Annotated in this window: 15 protein-coding genes; 14 read left to right on the forward strand and 1 reads right to left on the reverse strand. The window is 70.2% G+C overall.

Going from position 1 to position 14,429, the window contains the following annotated elements; all coding sequences use genetic code 11:
- Nucleotides 1–61 precede the first annotated feature (61 nt).
- The 14 genes from IPK85_26775 (at nt 62) to IPK85_26840 (ending at nt 13,808) form a co-directional block, all read left to right on the forward strand.
- Nucleotides 62–1,429 (forward strand): M20/M25/M40 family metallo-hydrolase, encoded by a 1,368-nt coding sequence (locus tag IPK85_26775; GenBank protein ID MBK8250970.1) that lies wholly within the window; start codon nt 62–64, stop codon nt 1,427–1,429.
- On the forward strand, nt 1,429–2,115 hold the full coding sequence (locus IPK85_26780) for an SDR family NAD(P)-dependent oxidoreductase (GenBank protein ID MBK8250971.1): 687 nt from the start codon (nt 1,429–1,431) through the stop codon (nt 2,113–2,115). The genes IPK85_26775 and IPK85_26780 overlap by 1 nt, the downstream gene beginning before the upstream one ends.
- A complete protein-coding gene (locus IPK85_26785; protein MBK8250972.1) occupies nt 2,112–3,425 on the forward strand; it encodes a GAF domain-containing protein in 1,314 nt (437 codons plus the stop codon). The genes IPK85_26780 and IPK85_26785 overlap by 4 nt, the downstream gene beginning before the upstream one ends.
- A gap of 14 nt (nt 3,426–3,439) precedes the next feature.
- Nucleotides 3,440–3,724 carry a hypothetical protein gene (locus IPK85_26790; GenBank protein MBK8250973.1) on the forward strand — a complete coding sequence of 95 codons (285 nt, stop codon included), beginning with the start codon at nt 3,440–3,442 and terminating at the stop codon, nt 3,722–3,724.
- 2 nt (nt 3,725–3,726) lie between these two features.
- Nucleotides 3,727–4,050, forward strand: coding sequence for a hypothetical protein (locus tag IPK85_26795; protein ID MBK8250974.1), 324 nt, complete (start codon nt 3,727–3,729; stop codon nt 4,048–4,050).
- The gene (locus IPK85_26800) at nt 3,951–5,069 is read left to right on the forward strand and encodes a MoxR family ATPase (protein ID MBK8250975.1); all 1,119 of its coding nucleotides are present in this window, start codon (nt 3,951–3,953) and stop codon (nt 5,067–5,069) included. Before IPK85_26795 ends, IPK85_26800 begins: the two co-directional genes overlap by 100 nt.
- Nucleotides 5,070–5,087: 18 nt before the next feature.
- On the forward strand, nt 5,088–5,948 hold the full coding sequence (locus IPK85_26805) for a DUF58 domain-containing protein (GenBank protein MBK8250976.1): 861 nt from the start codon (nt 5,088–5,090) through the stop codon (nt 5,946–5,948).
- A gap of 3 nt (nt 5,949–5,951) precedes the next feature.
- On the forward strand, nt 5,952–7,166 hold the full coding sequence (locus IPK85_26810; protein ID MBK8250977.1) for a hypothetical protein: 1,215 nt from the start codon (nt 5,952–5,954) through the stop codon (nt 7,164–7,166).
- Nucleotides 7,163–9,151: a hypothetical protein gene (locus IPK85_26815; GenBank protein MBK8250978.1), complete on the forward strand. Its 1,989-nt coding sequence runs from the start codon at nt 7,163–7,165 to the stop codon at nt 9,149–9,151. The genes IPK85_26810 and IPK85_26815 overlap by 4 nt, the downstream gene beginning before the upstream one ends.
- A complete protein-coding gene (locus tag IPK85_26820; protein ID MBK8250979.1) occupies nt 9,148–9,759 on the forward strand; it encodes a DUF4159 domain-containing protein in 612 nt (203 codons plus the stop codon). The genes IPK85_26815 and IPK85_26820 overlap by 4 nt, the downstream gene beginning before the upstream one ends.
- Nucleotides 9,743–11,002 (forward strand): hypothetical protein, encoded by a 1,260-nt coding sequence (locus IPK85_26825; protein ID MBK8250980.1) that lies wholly within the window; start codon nt 9,743–9,745, stop codon nt 11,000–11,002. Before IPK85_26820 ends, IPK85_26825 begins: the two co-directional genes overlap by 17 nt.
- Nucleotides 10,999–11,934 (forward strand): histone deacetylase, encoded by a 936-nt coding sequence (locus IPK85_26830; protein MBK8250981.1) that lies wholly within the window; start codon nt 10,999–11,001, stop codon nt 11,932–11,934. The genes IPK85_26825 and IPK85_26830 overlap by 4 nt, the downstream gene beginning before the upstream one ends.
- A 212-nt stretch (nt 11,935–12,146) precedes the next feature.
- Complete coding sequence (locus IPK85_26835; GenBank protein MBK8250982.1) at nt 12,147–12,788, forward strand: GvpL/GvpF family gas vesicle protein; 642 nt, start codon at nt 12,147–12,149, stop codon at nt 12,786–12,788.
- 3 nt (nt 12,789–12,791) lie between these two features.
- Nucleotides 12,792–13,808 carry a serine/threonine protein kinase gene (locus tag IPK85_26840; protein ID MBK8250983.1) on the forward strand — a complete coding sequence of 339 codons (1,017 nt, stop codon included), beginning with the start codon at nt 12,792–12,794 and terminating at the stop codon, nt 13,806–13,808.
- Here IPK85_26840 and IPK85_26845 read toward each other — a convergent pair.
- The gene (locus IPK85_26845; GenBank protein MBK8250984.1) at nt 13,805–14,428 is read right to left on the reverse strand and encodes a class I SAM-dependent methyltransferase; all 624 of its coding nucleotides are present in this window, start codon (nt 14,426–14,428) and stop codon (nt 13,805–13,807) included. The genes IPK85_26840 and IPK85_26845 overlap by 4 nt on opposite strands.
- Nucleotide 14,429 lies beyond the last annotated feature (1 nt).

Below are 14,429 nucleotides of genomic sequence, written 5' to 3' on the forward strand. Positions count from 1 at the left end.
CAGTTGAGTCCTCGCTTCCCTGACAACGTCACCGTATTTGCATTTTTTCACTTGTCCTAACATGAGAAGCCTCCGGCCATCGGCCGTTGGACTTGAGTCCATCCTGTGGGATACCGTCAAGGACCTGCAGGCCGTGATCCGCTTGGAGTCGGTCAACCCGCCAGGGAACGAGCTGGCGGTAGCCCGATACGTGCACGACATCCTGCACCGGCACGGGGTGAGCTCGCAGCTGTACGAGCCGGCCCCCGGGCGGGGGATCGTGATCGGGCGGGTGCGCGGTCGTGGCACCAGTCCCCCCTTGCTCCTGATGGCCCACATGGACGTGGTCGGCGTGGAGCGGGACAAGTGGAGCACGCCCCCGTTTGGGGGTGAGGTGCTTGACGGGTACGTCTACGGGCGGGGCGCGATCGACGACAAGGGAATGTTGGTCACCAACCTGCACGCGGTGCTCTGGTTGCAGTCCCTGGTCAATGACGGGGTGGTCCCGGAACGGGACGTGATCTTCCTGGCGACGGCCGACGAGGAGGCCGGTGGCGACCACGGGATCGATTGGGTGATGGCGCACCATCGAGACGACATCCAGGCCGGGGTGGCGCTCAACGAGGGGGGGCGCGTGCGGGTGATCAATGGCGAGGTCGCCTACGCCGCGATTCAGTGCGCAGAAAAGGTCCCGCACAACGTGATCATCACCGCCCGCGGGAGTGGGGGCCACGCGGCGATCCCGCACGACGGCAACGCGATTTCGCGCCTGGCGCTGGCCCTGTCCCGGATCACCGCGCACCGCGAGCCGCTGGAGCTGTTCGACGTGACGCGCGGATTCTTTGCCCAGCTAGCCGGGGTCTGGCCCGACGAGGCGCTTCGTGTCGCGATGGCCGACCTGGCGAGCGGAGATGCGGTGCGCGAGGCACGCGGGGCAGGGGCGCTGGGTGGGATTCCGTCGCTTGATGCCGTGCTTCGCACCGGCATCTCTCCGACCCTCATTTCGGGGGGCATCCGCTCCAACGTGATCCCCACCGAGGCGGAAGCGACCTTGAACATTCGGGTGATGCCGGGGCGTTCGCTGGCTGAGCTGCTGGACCGGCTCCGGGCCGTCGTGAATGACCCGGCGGTGGAGTTCCGGCTCAAGTCGTCGGGACTGGATGCGCCGGCCTCCAGCCCGGCGGCGCCGGAATACCAGGCGATTGTCGACGCCTTGCAGGCGGTGCATCCCGGGCTGCCGGTGGCGCCTTACCTGAGCACCGGAGCGACCGACTCCGCCACCCTTCGGCACGCCGGCATTCCGTGTTACGGCCTGCTGCCGTTCCCCCTGACCCAGGACGATGAGGACCGGATGCACGGACACGACGAACGTGTGCGAGTCGACGCCCTGTCGTTTGGCCTGGCAGTGACCTGCGGCATTGTGTCACGACTGGCCGTGGAGGGCGCCTGATGCGTCCCACGGTCCTTGTTACGGGTGCGTCGAAGGGGATCGGCCGAGCGATCGCCCTGCGCCTCGCTCCGGCCTGGCACGTGATTGGCCTCGCGCGATCGGAGGCCGACCTGCGCTCGCTGGGTGAGGTCATCGCCGGACGCGGAGGAACTTTCACGGGGTTGTCGGCGGACCTGCGTGACCCGCACGCCGTGGCCCTGGCGCTCGACGGCGTCTCGTGTGACGTCCTGGTGAACAATGCGGGCGTGATGTTCAAGAAGCCCTTCATTGACCTCACGCCGGACGAGTGGCATGCGATGGTCGATGTGAACCTCAACGCGATCTACCATGTGACACATGCCGTGTTACCAGGGATGCTGCAACGCGGGCATGGGCACATCGTGAACGTGGCCTCCATCGCCGGCCGCAGTGCCTTTCCCGGAGGGACCTGCTACGCTGCGACAAAGCACGCCGTGCTGGGGTTCAGCGAATGCCTCATGCTCGAGGTGCGGGACGCTGGTGTGAAGGTGTCGGTGGTGATGCCGGGGTCGGTCGCGACCGAACTCTCGCCAGGGGGGTCGCAGGTTGCCTGGGCCTTGCGGCCAGACGACGTGGCCCAGTGTGTGGAGGCGTTGCTGGCCCTGCCGGAGCACGCGTTGGTGTACACCGTTGAGGTGCGCGCGGCGCGCCCCGCGAGGTCCACATGACAAAACGCGGGACGAAGGTGCTGTCGCACGAGCGCTTTGCGCGGGTTCGCCAGCCCGATGCCACGGTCCGGGAACTGTCGGCGGTGCGGGAGATTGCCCATGCGCTCGCCCATGCCGACCGACCGGACGAAGTGTTCCAGTTCGCCCTCGACCGGACGTCGGCCCTCATCGGGGCTTCTTTCGCCTCGGTCTATCTGGTGGAAGGGGTCTCCGAGCTGATGCGACTGGTCGCTGCCAGCAACTGGCCCGAGCGGCACCGGCCGTGGCTCAGCGAGATGCGGGTTCGGTTGGGGTTCGGGCCGTCCGGCGAGGCGGCTGCCGAGCGACGGATCATCGAGGTCCCGGACGTGCAGGCGGACGGCGGCCTGGAGGACTGGGCCGAAGTCGGTCGGGAACTGGGTTTCCGGTCGCTCGTCGCGCTCCCTTTGCAGGATGCGCGGTCGGCGCTCGGCGCGGTGACCTTCTACTTTGCCGAGCCCGGGGTGCCGGCGCCCGAGCGTCGGCAACTGATGCGATTGGTGGCGGACCAGATGGCCGCGGCGGCAGTACGGTCGCAGCTCGTGGCGGACCTGCGCCGCACCGCGGCTGCGTTGTCCGAGGCCAGGGACGAAATAGAAGCGCTCATGCAGCCGCGCGCGTCGCACCCGCTAGACGAAACGGGGATGGTGGAGGCGGTCGTCAGTGCGCTGGGGCCTGCGGTCTCCGCGGCGGCCACTGCCGCCAGAAGTCTCCGTGTGGGTGGAGCCGTTGGCGAGGGCGAGCACCGGGCCGTGACGCGTCCGCTCGAACAGGCGCAGGGAATGCTCGACGACTGGCAGGAGACCTTCGCGCTTCGGAGCGGGGCCAGGGCGGCGGGCACCGACGTTGTTTCGCCGCGGGAGCTGGCGCTGGCCGCGACGGGGCTCGCCGACGAGTGGGCAGGTGGGGCGGGGGTCTCCGTGAAGTTGATCCCTGGTGATATCGCGCCGATCCCCACCGACCGGAGGAAAATCACGCGCCTGCTCGCTACCTTGCTGCTGTTCGCAGAAACCCGGGCGCCGGCCGAGCCGGTCACTCTGGCAATTGTTGCGGACGACGGCGGGGGGACGGTGCACTTCCAGGTGCGCGATAGCGGACCGGACTTGGGGCGGGAGCAGGTGGAGGGGTTGTTCGACCCACTGGCCCCGGCGAGGGTCATGGGGCGGCACCGAATCAACCTCGCGCTGCTCCGCGCGATGGCCGCACACCTGGGTGGAACCCTGGTGGCGGCGGCCCTCCCCGGGCAGGGGTTGCAGATGACGTGTAGTCTCCCGAGTACGACCAGGTCCTGACCACCCATCCAGCCATGTCGCTCCAGCGTCGCACGTTGCAGGAAACCACCACGGCCATGTCCCCGGCGGACGTCCTGGCGGCCGCCCGGACCTTTTTCTCTCGTCGGCATTCCATCTATGCTGCGTACACGGAACAGGAGAGTGCGCATCACCTGTCCATGCGCGGGCAGGGGGGTGAGGAGCTCGTGATCGGCGTCCTTCCCGCGGGCTCCGGGACGCGCGTGACCGGCGGGTCCTACATGTTCGACGGCCCACTCGGCCGGTTCTTCGCCTCACTTCCGCCGGCGGAGGTCGGCTGACCATGACCGATCTCATCAACTCCCTGCGGACAGGCCCGGGCGTCCTGCGGCTTGGCGCCGACGGGGAGACGCGGCTCGCCTTCCGCGTGCAGCTGCTCGACGCCTGGGAAACGCTCGCCGTCGAGGCGCCCGCAGACATGCCGGTGCGTGTGGTCAAGGAGCGCGTGGTCGAAGCCATCATGACGGCGGTTGAGGATCCCGAGGACTACATGGTCAAGCTCGGCGGATGGGAGGTGCTGGACGAGAACGAGTCGATCGCCGCGTGTGGGGCGACGCATGGCTCGACCTTCCTGGTCAGCGGCCGTCGGCGCCGCCCGGTCCGCTGACCTCGTCGTCCCCGGCCACCGCGGTGCGCACCCCTTCCGGCGATACGTCGCTGGCGGGGGTGATTCGTCTGCGGGAGGCCCTGGCGCAACGGATCGTTGGTCAAGGGCCCGTGATCGACGGACTCCTGATGGCGCTGCTCGCCGGTGGCCACGCCCTGCTCGTCGGTGTGCCGGGGCTCGCCAAGACCCTGATGATCCGGTCACTGGCCGAGGCGATGGAGTTGGAGTTCCGGCGCGTGCAGTTCACCCCGGACCTGGTGCCGAGCGACATCACCGGGGCGGAGGTCCTGGACGAGGATGCGTCGGGCCACCGGCATTTCCGGTTTGTGAAGGGGCCGATCTTTGCGCATCTGGTCCTCGCGGACGAGGTGAACCGCGCACCGCCACGCACCCAGTCGGCCCTGCTGGAGGCGATGCAGGAGCATCGCGTGACGGTGGCCGGGACCACGATGCCGTTGCCGGACCCGTTCTTCGTGCTCGCCACGCAGAACCCGATCGAGCAGGAGGGGACCTATCCCTTGCCCGAAGCGCAGCTCGATCGCTTCCTGTTCGACATTCGCGTGGGGTATCCGAGTGCCGCCGACGAGGTGGCGATCCTGCGGGCCACCACGGGGGGCGCGGAGATGCCCATCGCGCCGGTGATCCATGGCGATGACCTTCGCAGGTTGCAGCGACGGGTCCGCGCGGTCGTCGCGCCCGAAGCGGCGCTCGAGTATGCGGCCGCCCTGGTGCGCGCGACCCGCCCGGAGGCTGGCGGACGGGGACCGGTGAAGCAATACGTGCGGTGGGGAGCCGGCCCGCGCGCCGGGCAGGCCCTGATCCTCGGCGCCAAGGCGCACGCGCTCCTGAATGACCGTGACGCGGTGTCCCCGGCGGATATCCGGCGAGTCGCCCTGCCCGTGCTTCGGCACCGCATCCTGACAAACTATGCGGCACAGGCGGAGGGCGTGGAGGTGGCCCAGGTTGTGGACGCGGTGTTGCGTGAGGTGCCCGAGCCGCGCAGCGGCATCACACCCTGACCGCGGCGGGGCCTCCGGATGCGGGTTTCCCTCGATGCCCTCCAGTCGCTCGCCTGGCCGGCGCGGCGCCTGGCGGTTGGGGGGCGGAGCGGCACCCAGCGGTCGACGCTGCGCGGGCGCGCTCCCGAACTGAGCGCCTATCGCGCCTATCGCGCCGGGGATGACGTGCGCGACATGGATTGGAAGCTGCTGGCCCGCAGCGACCGGTCCTGGATCCGGTTGTCGGAGGACCGGGCCATCCACCCCACCTGGTTCGTGCTCGATGCGACGGCGTCGATGGCGTTTCCGGTGGGGACCCTGGCGAAGTGGCGGGCGGTTTGTGCCCTCGCGGAGGGACTGGCGTTCCTGGCGCACAAGGTGGGCGATCCGGTGGGTGGCTCTGTGGTCGGTGGAGACCCTGGCGAGGGCGCCCTCATGCCGGTGAGCACCCGACGCGACATCGTGCCCACCTGGCGGGCGCTGCTCGATGGGGTGGTCCCGGGAGGCACCGCCCCGCTGGCCCCGGCCGTGGCATCAGCTCCCGTGCGCGGCCGCCTGGTCATCCTGTCAGACCTGTTGGGTGATGCGGCGGCGTGTCGCGATGCAGCCAATCGTTGGCTGGTGTCCGGGAGTGAGGTGATCGTGCTCCACGTCCTGTCGCAGGCGGAGTGGATGCCGGCCGGAGGCAGTGTGGTCGATCCGGAGGACGCGACTCGCGAGCGCGTGTTGGGCCCCGAGGGCATCCCGGCCTATGCGGCGGCGCTCGCGCAGTGGGTGCGCGACGAGGAGGACTGGTGGGTCGGTCGCGGGGCTGCCTTTCATCGGATTGTTGCGGAAGAGGACGTGATCGGTGCGATCCGTCGGGTGGTCGGTGGACCGCGCGCGGTGGGGGCTCGTTAGGCGATGTGGGCGTGGTGGCTGGCGGCCACGGCCGGGATCGTGGTCACCGGCGCCCATTGGTTGGCCTGGCGCCGGTCGTCGTCCGCCGTCCTCCCCACGGCGCGATTTGTGCCCGCCGGCGCGCGCCCCCAGCACGTACGACGCGTCGCCCTCGACGAGCCGCTGCTCTGGATGCTCCGGTTGCTGGTCGTTGGATGCCTGGGGGCCGCCGTGGCGCCGGGACTGTTTCAGCTGCCACGCTCGGGCCGTGCCAGCATCCTCCTCGTCGATGCCACGCGCGCCGTGGGGTCGGCGAGCGAACGTACCGACTCCGTGACCGCTCGACTGGCCAGCAGGTCGCGTGTTGAGCTGATCGCCTTCGATAGCGGCGTCCGTGCGCTGGCCATGAGCGACCTCGCGTCGCTCCCGCGATCCGACGTGGCGGGCGCGCTCGATGTCGCGCTGGTGCGCGCCGCGCGCCGGGCCACCGAGCTCCTGACGCGTGTGCGTGAGGTCGAGATTGCCGTGGTGTCGCCAGTGGTGGAGGAGGAGTGGACACCCGCGATCCCGGAGATCGTGCGTGCAGCCGGTGTCCCGGTGCGCTGGGTACGACTCGCGCCGGCGAGCGACGGCGCGCCGACGGATGACCCGCGCGGTTTCGGCCGGGTGCCAGCCCTGATGACCGCGCCCGTCGCGGCGGTGATGAACGCTGTTGGACGCCTCCCCGCTGGGGCCCGCCTCGCCGCCGTGCCGTATACCTCGGACGATTCCGCCTTCGCGGCGGGGGGGGGCGTGGTGGTGTCGTTCCCCGAGCCGCAGGACGCCGCCCCGGTGCGTGCCATCCTGGCCGGTGGGGCTGGGGCGATCGGTCCCTGGGGACTGGCACCGGTCAGCGGGGGAACGCCGGTGGCCTGGTGGGACGATGGCACCGTGGCCGCGGCGCAGACGACCATTGGTCGTGGCTGCTTTCGAACGGTAGGTGTCCGGGTGCCAGTGCGTGGCGACGATGCCCTTCGCCCATCGATGGCCGCCGTCGTGCGCCATCTCGTCCAACCCTGCGCCACGGCTCGGCTGACCCCGGTTCCGGCCGCGCGCCTCGTGGGGGATGCTGCCCCGCCGGGGCCGAAGGCCGCAGCGTCGGATGGCACGGCCCACCGACGGTGGTGGCTTGCGCTCGCGCTGGTGTTGCTCGCCGTCGAGTGGGGTGTGCGGGTGCGCCGCGCGCGGATGGTGTCATGACGACCGCCGTGCTCGTCGCTCGCTGGAGGTCGCGCCTCGCCGGGATCGGCGTGGTGTCCGCGCTGCTGTACGGAGTTGGGGCGCTCGCGGTGACGCTCCGGGCCGCCGGATGGCTGGGGGGAAGTCGCGCGCAGGGTTGGGCGCTCGCCGCGATGGTCGGGTTGGCTGTGACGGTGTGGCGTGGATGGAGGGCCGGGCTCGGGCGATTGGACCCGCAGCGGGTGGGGCTCTGGTTGGAGGAGCGCGAACCCACCCTCCACTACGCCGTGCTCGGGGCGTTGGCCGGGTCCGCCGTGTGCGATGCGCGCGTTCATCGCTCGCCCGTCGGCACCGCGGCATGGCGCTGGGCCGGTCGCGCATTGCTGCGCGCGTTTGGTGCGGCCGGGCTGGGGGTGGCGAGCTACGCAGGGACGCCGACTCGTGCGCCGGACGTGGGACCTAACGCCCAGCGGCTCCGCGTCCCCGAGGGCGTCACGTCGCTCGGTGCCGTGCGGGTGCGCGTCGTGCCACCGGCGTACGCGCGACGGCCGGCGGAAGAGTTCACGGCACCGGACGTCCTGCATCCCCTCGTTGGCAGCCGCCTTGAGCTGTCGGGTGAGGGGCCAGCGCCCGGGGTCCGTGCCGACACGCAGGCCGTGGCGGCGACGCGGCGCGGGACCGGATGGGTCGCGTCGTACATCGCGGATACGCTCCCGGCCCTCGTCACCGTCAGCCGGGATGGTGACGCGTTCCTCCTGGCGGTGGACCCCGTGCGCGACGCGCTGCCGCAGGTGGCCCTGGAGCTTCCGGCTCGCGACACGGTGGTACGCGCCGTACCCGCGTCCCTCGCGGTGCGCGCCACGTTTCAGGATGACCTGCGGCTCGACAGCACGCGGTTCGAGTACATCGTGACGTCGGGCGACGGGGAGCGCTTCACTTTTCGGCGGGGTGAGCTCGACGCCCAAGCCGAGCAGGGGCCGCGCGCGATGCGCACCATGCGGTGGGACCTTGCGGCGCTCGCGCTGTTGCCGGGCGACGTGGTTCACCTGCGCGCGCTGGCGCGCGATAGCCGTGGTCAGGAAGGCGCATCCGATACGCGTGCCCTGCGCGTGGCGCGCCCCGGCGAGGCGGACTCGCTGGCGGTGGATGCGGCGCCCCCGCCTGAGGTCGAAGCGTCCGTGTTGAGCCAGCGCATGTTGATCAACCTGGCGGAGGCGCTGGTGAGACGGGAACGTGGGATGGCGCCGTCCGCGCTGCGCACCGAGTCTGTGCGGATCGGGCGGGACCAGGCGCGGCTGCGTCGCCAGGTGAGTGACCTGATCTTTGCCCGCCTCGGTGATGATCCGGCGGGCGAGCATTTTCACGGCGACGGGCACGAGCACGGGGCGGAACCTACCCTGCGGCGTGCGCTCACCCCCGAGGAGCTCCTCCAGGCTGCGGACCGAGCCACGGGCGCCCGTGGTGCGCTCGTGGAGGCCGCGCATGACGAGGCGCCCCTCGTGGCGGTGAGTCGGCCGTTGCTGGAGGCGTACAACGCCATGTGGGACGCCGGGCGCGAACTGGAGTCGGGGGCCCCGCGCGCGGCGTTGCCCTCTATGTATGCCGCGTTGGCGGCGATCCAGAAGGCACGCGCAGCGGAGCGTTTGTACCTGCGAGGGGCGACGCGGGCTGTGGTGGTCGACCTTGCACGCGTGCGACTCGCCGGCCGCGACCGCGGCCTCGATCATGTGCGTGAGGCCCAGGCACCGCTGGCGCCTCCTGGCCAGGCGCTCTGGCAGCGCGTCGTTGGCGCCGTGGCTCGCCCAGGGGCCGGTGAGGCCGTGGACTCGCTCCTGGTGCTCCGCGTGGCTTCGGCTGGAAACGCCCCCGTGGCGGCCGCGTTGGACTCCCTGGTGGCGGGGATACGCGCCGGTCGGGACGTGACCATGGCCGTGGTGGTGGTGCGGGAGCGGTTGGGCGGTGCCGGTGCCGCGCGTCCACCCACGGGGTGGCGGCCCATCCCATGAGCGTCTTCACCTTTGTCACCCTGCAGTACGACTCGGGCGATTGGGATAGCGCGCCCCTCGTGGCAGCCAACGTCATCGACTCGCTCGCCCGGTACACCAGCCTCGAGGTGGCGCCCGCGGGTCGCGTCGTGGCGTTGGGCTCGCCCGAGCTGCTCTCGTATCCCTTCGCCTTCCTCACCGGGCACCTCCCGGTGCGGTTCACCGCGCAGGAGCGGGCCGGACTGCGGACCTGGCTGGATCGCGGAGGCTTCCTCTTTGTCGACGACCACAACCACGACGTGGACGGGATGTTCCACCGGACCGCGATTGAGGAGCTGACGACGGTGGTTGGCCCGTTACCGAAGCTTCCCCCAAACCACTCGCTGTATCGGGCGCACTTCCCGTGGCCGGACGGCCCGCCGAATACCAGCCACGAGCTCAATGGGTGGGGGGACAACCTCGTGCACGACTACCTGCGGGGGGCATCGCGTGGCGGACGGCTCGTGGTGTGCTACAGCAACAAGGACTACAGCTCCGAGTGGAATTTCCACCCGGACAACAAGCGCTTCTACGCCATAGACAACACGCGGTTTGCTGTGAACCTGGTGGTGTATGCCCTCACGCATTGAGCGTCGCTGGCTGGAGCGTTTGGCGCTCGGCACGGCGCTGTTGGCGATCACCCTCCTCGCGTTCAGCGGTCCGGAGGGGCAAACCACGACGGTGCGCGACGAGGCGCTGACGGATGCGCTGTCGGCGGCGACCCGTCATGCAGTGCCAGGGCTTGACCTGGAGCTGGACGCGATCCCCGGGCCCGCCGAACGGGCCTGGGCGGTGGCCGTGCGTGGTGCAGGGACCCAGGTGCGCTGGAGCACGCGCCGCGCGGTGTCCCCGTGGGCGATCGTCCTCGACCCGTTGGGTACCCCGGGTGGCGGCTTCACCTGGCGGGCCCTCGCCCCGCCCGGGGCCACGGTGCGTGACGCGGCGGGCGAGGTGTGGCGGGCCGCGGAGGCGGGGGCCGCGGAGGCGACGGTCCTGTCGGCTTCCGGGGTGGCGCTGGTCACTCCACACGGGACGGCACGACCCCAGTCCTTCGCCCCAACTCCCATGAAGCGCGTCAGGGTTGCGGGGCGTGCGGGCTGGGAGGCGCGATTTGTGGCTGAGGCGCTTCGCGCGGCTGGTTGGGACGTGGAAGCTGAATTCACGGTTACGTTGTCGCCCGCGCCCGTTGGGGTTCGCACCCCCGGGGCTCGTGCCGGACTCGACACCGCGACCCATGCGGCCGTCGTCCTGGTTGGCCGGGATGCGGTCGCCCCTCCGCGCCTCAGCGAGTTCGTTCGCGGCGGGGGTGGCCTCATCCTGGTCGGTGACGCCGTTCAGCACCTGGCGACGACCGCCATCGCGCCGGCCTCGGTGCTTGGCGTCGCTCAGCCTGTGCCCGGAACACTGGCCACGGCGCTGCCACGGCGCGCCCTGGGGGGCTGGCGACTGCGGCCCCGATCCGACGCAGTGGTGATCGAGCGTCGTGGGGACGACGCGATGGTGGTCGCCAGGCGCGAGGCGCTGGGTCGGGTCGTGGCGGTGGGGTATGACGAGACGTGGCGCTGGCAACTCGAAGGACCGGAAGGGAGCGCCGCCCGCTATGCGGCCTGGTGGTCCGCGCTGGTGGGCTCGGTGAGTCGCGTGGCCGGAGCGCCGCTCGCGCCTGGCGGCGACCCCGTACCCCTGGCGGCGTGGACCGCCGCGTTAGGTGCCGCCGCTCCGGGGCCAGGGACGCCTGTCCTTGCCCGTCTCGATGAGCGGTGGTTGCTTGCCATGGCGCTGCTGTCCCTCGCGGTGGCGTGGCTCTCGCGGCGCTTGCGCGGACTCCCATGACCCTGGCCTTCATTTCACATCCGGACGGCGGACGACACGATACCGGGTGGAATCACCCGGAGCATGTCGGTCGCCTGCGGGCCATCCCGCGGGCCTTGAAGCACGACGTGGAGCTGTTCCAGGCGCTGCTGCACCACGAGCCACGGCATGCCACCCCGGACGAGCTGGCCCTCGCGCACGATTCCGGGTACGTCGAGGCGGTGCGCCGCCACGTGGCAGCGGGCGGCGGCCGCCTGGATGCGGATACGGTGACGTCCGAGGGCTCGTGGGACGCGGCGCGTGCCGCGACCGGAGCCGTTCTCGACGGCGTCGACATGGCGCTCGACGGGCGGGCCGAACGAGCCTTCTGCGCTGTCCGTCCACCGGGCCACCATGCCCTGCGCGATCGCGCGATGGGTTTTTGCCTCTTCGGGAGCGTGGCCATTGGCGCCAGGTACGCGCTGGCCGCGTCGGGGGCGGAGCGGGTTCTGATCATCGATTGGGATGTCCACCATGGCAATGGCACCGAGGCTCTGGTACGCGATGAGTCGCGGATTCGCTTTGTCTCGATGCATCAGTATCCCTGGTACCCGGGGACTGGCGACGCGAGCGACGTGGGGCCGCACCGGACCCTGTTCAATGTTCCCATGGCCGCGGGGTTGGCGCCGCAGGCCTATGTGGATGCCCTGCTGGGTGGGATCGACCGGGCGACCACGCGCTGGACCCCCGACCTGGTCTTGATCTCGGCCGGGTTCGATTCCTTGCGCGGCGATCCGCTCGGCGGCTTCACCCTGGAGATGGAGCACGTCGACCTGCTGACGCGCGAGGTGGCGTCGCGCGCGGCGTTGTGGTGTGGCGGCCGGGTGGTCAGCGTCCTGGAGGGCGGGTACGATCCCACGCGGCTGGGCGAGGCGTCGGTGGTGCACATGCGCGCCTTGGCGGGACTCGGGTGAGACGGTGGCATCATGGCCAATCCCCGGATCGTTACGCCCCCGGAACGTGCGGTAAGTCCTTGTGAATACAGGGGGATCTGGCGAGGTTCGCGCGTGACGCGGGACACGGGGTTGGTCGTCCAACGAGTACCGTCCGATACCTCCAGTTTGCGGGGCCGCGACGGGGGCGGCGGGGGTCTGGGACCGCAGGACATCGGCGACAGCGGAGCAACGTGATTCGGACACGCAGCGGGCGTCAGGGAGCGGTGGGCAGCGAGTCGCTGCTCCTGTTTGGTCTCGTCCTCGATGACGGGACGTCGGCGACGCGCGCCGATGGGATTGAGTCGATGGTGCTGCGCGAGCTGGTCGCCTTGGTGCAGCGCGTCCCGGCGCGTCGCGTCGATCCGTCGACCCAGGCCATCACCGAGTATCGCGGGATTGTGGAGGGGGTCCAGCGCGACCGGAGCATCCTGCCCGCGCCGTTTGGCACCGTGTTCCGCACGCGTGAGGCCCTGGTGCGCTGGCTCGAACTCCACTACGTCACCCTGCGCGAAGGCGTGGCGTTTGTGCAGGGTCGGCAGGCGGCCCGCCTCCTGCTCGCTGCGTTGCCCAACACCTCGACGCCCGACTACGAGGCGACGGTCTTCGAGTCGATGAAATTCCTCAAGCGGCACGCCGTGGCGAGTGTCGTGCTGCCTGACGAGTCCGATGGTCGTCCGCGCACGACGGAGGCGGCGTTCCTAGTGGAGCGCGACAAGTGGGGCACCTTTGCCGACGCCGTCCGCGACGAGCAGGAGCGCGTGGGCGGGGTGACGATCGAGCAGAGCGGACCCTGGCCGGCGTACGACTTCGTTCGCCTGCAGTTCGGGAGCTGAGCCATGTTCTGTCCCGACTGTGGTACGTGGAATCGGACGCGCGCGGTGAGCTGTGCGCGGTGCAAGGGCGACCTCCCGGAAGTGTCTGGGGCGCCGGTGGAGCAGCCGGATACGGAGGTGACGGCCCTGCGCAAGGCGTGTGGGGGCCGGTACCAGGTAATGCGCCGCATGGGGAGTGGCGGGATGGCCCACGTGTATTACGCGCTCCACGCCCAACTGGAGCGGCCGCTGGTCGTGAAGGTGCTGCATGCGCACCTGGCGAAGGATACGGAGATGCGGGAACGGTTCCGTCGCGAAGCCGAGGCGTCGGCGCAGCTGTATCATCCGCACATCTGTCCGATTATCGACTTCGCCGAGTTAGGTGACCTGGTGTTCCTGGTCATGCCCTACCTCGCCGGTGGGTCCCTCGCCGACGTGCTCGTGCGGGACAAGACGGTGGCGCCGGGTATTGCCGTCTCGATCTGTGCGCAGGTGGCCGTGGCGCTGGACTACGCGCACCGTCGGGGGATCGTGCACCGGGACGTGAAGCCGGACAATGTGTTGTTCGACGAAGACGGTCACGCCCAGCTCACCGACTTCGGCATCGCCACGGCGCGCTTTCATGGTCGGCTCACCCGGACCGGGCGCGCGATGGGCACGCCCCACTACATGTCGCCCGAACAGGCAATGGGGAAGATGGTCGATGGGCGCAGCGACCTCTACGCCGTCGGGGTGATGCTCTACGAGATGTTACTCGGCTTTCCCCCGTTTGACGGCGCGGACAGCTACAGCGTCGGGTACAAGCAGGTCCATGAACAAGCTGTCGCACCGGACATGGTGGATTCGCGGGTCCCGCGCAGCCTGTCGACCCTGGTCATGAAGTGCCTGGCCAAGGGGGTGGACGACCGGTTCCAGACCGGGTTCGAGCTCGCGGACGCCCTCGTGGCCTGGCTCGGCGAGCACGGGGCCGCGACGCCGGCGGAGCAGCGCTCCGCCGTCCTGAGCCGACGGACGGCCAGCGCGGCTGTTGCTTCGCTTTAGCGGGGCAGGCGGGCGATGAAGCCCCAGTAGGTGTCGGGGCCGGCCTCGGTGCCGAAGTTCACCTCGAGCGTGTCGACGATCTCGAAACCGCTGCGCAGGATCAGGCTCCCCAGCATCGAGCGGCCAAGGACCGAGTAGTGATTGCCGTTGGTCTGGTGGCGGCACGCGGTGTCTGGCGCCGGGACCTCGACGTACAAGCATCCCCCTGGGGCCAGAATCTGGCGGAACCCATCGAGCGTGAAGTACGGGAAGATGCTGTGCTCCAGGCAGTGCCGACACCACACCAGGTCGAACTGCCCGTCCTCGAACTCCAGGAACGACTGGTCCATCTGGCGCACGTCGTACCCGGCCGCCTGGCAGGCCGCGACGTCGACCGCATTCAAGGTGATGCCGATGGGCTGGTACCCTCGGGCGACGAATCGTTTGAGGGCGACCCCCTGGCCACACCCCACGTCGAGGACGCGCGCGCCGTCGGGCAGGTTGAAGAGCTGCAGCGCCCGTTCCATCACGTCCCCGGTGATGGCATCATGCAATGCGGAGACCGGTTCCGGGTAGGTCTCGGTGGCAATGCGGTCGAGAAAGGTCTCGAGTCGGGCGAGGCTGGTGGCGGCGAGGGTCATT

The organism is Gemmatimonadota bacterium (genome assembly GCA_016712265.1).
In the GTDB taxonomy this organism is placed as follows: Bacteria; Gemmatimonadota; Gemmatimonadetes; order Gemmatimonadales; family Gemmatimonadaceae; genus RBC101.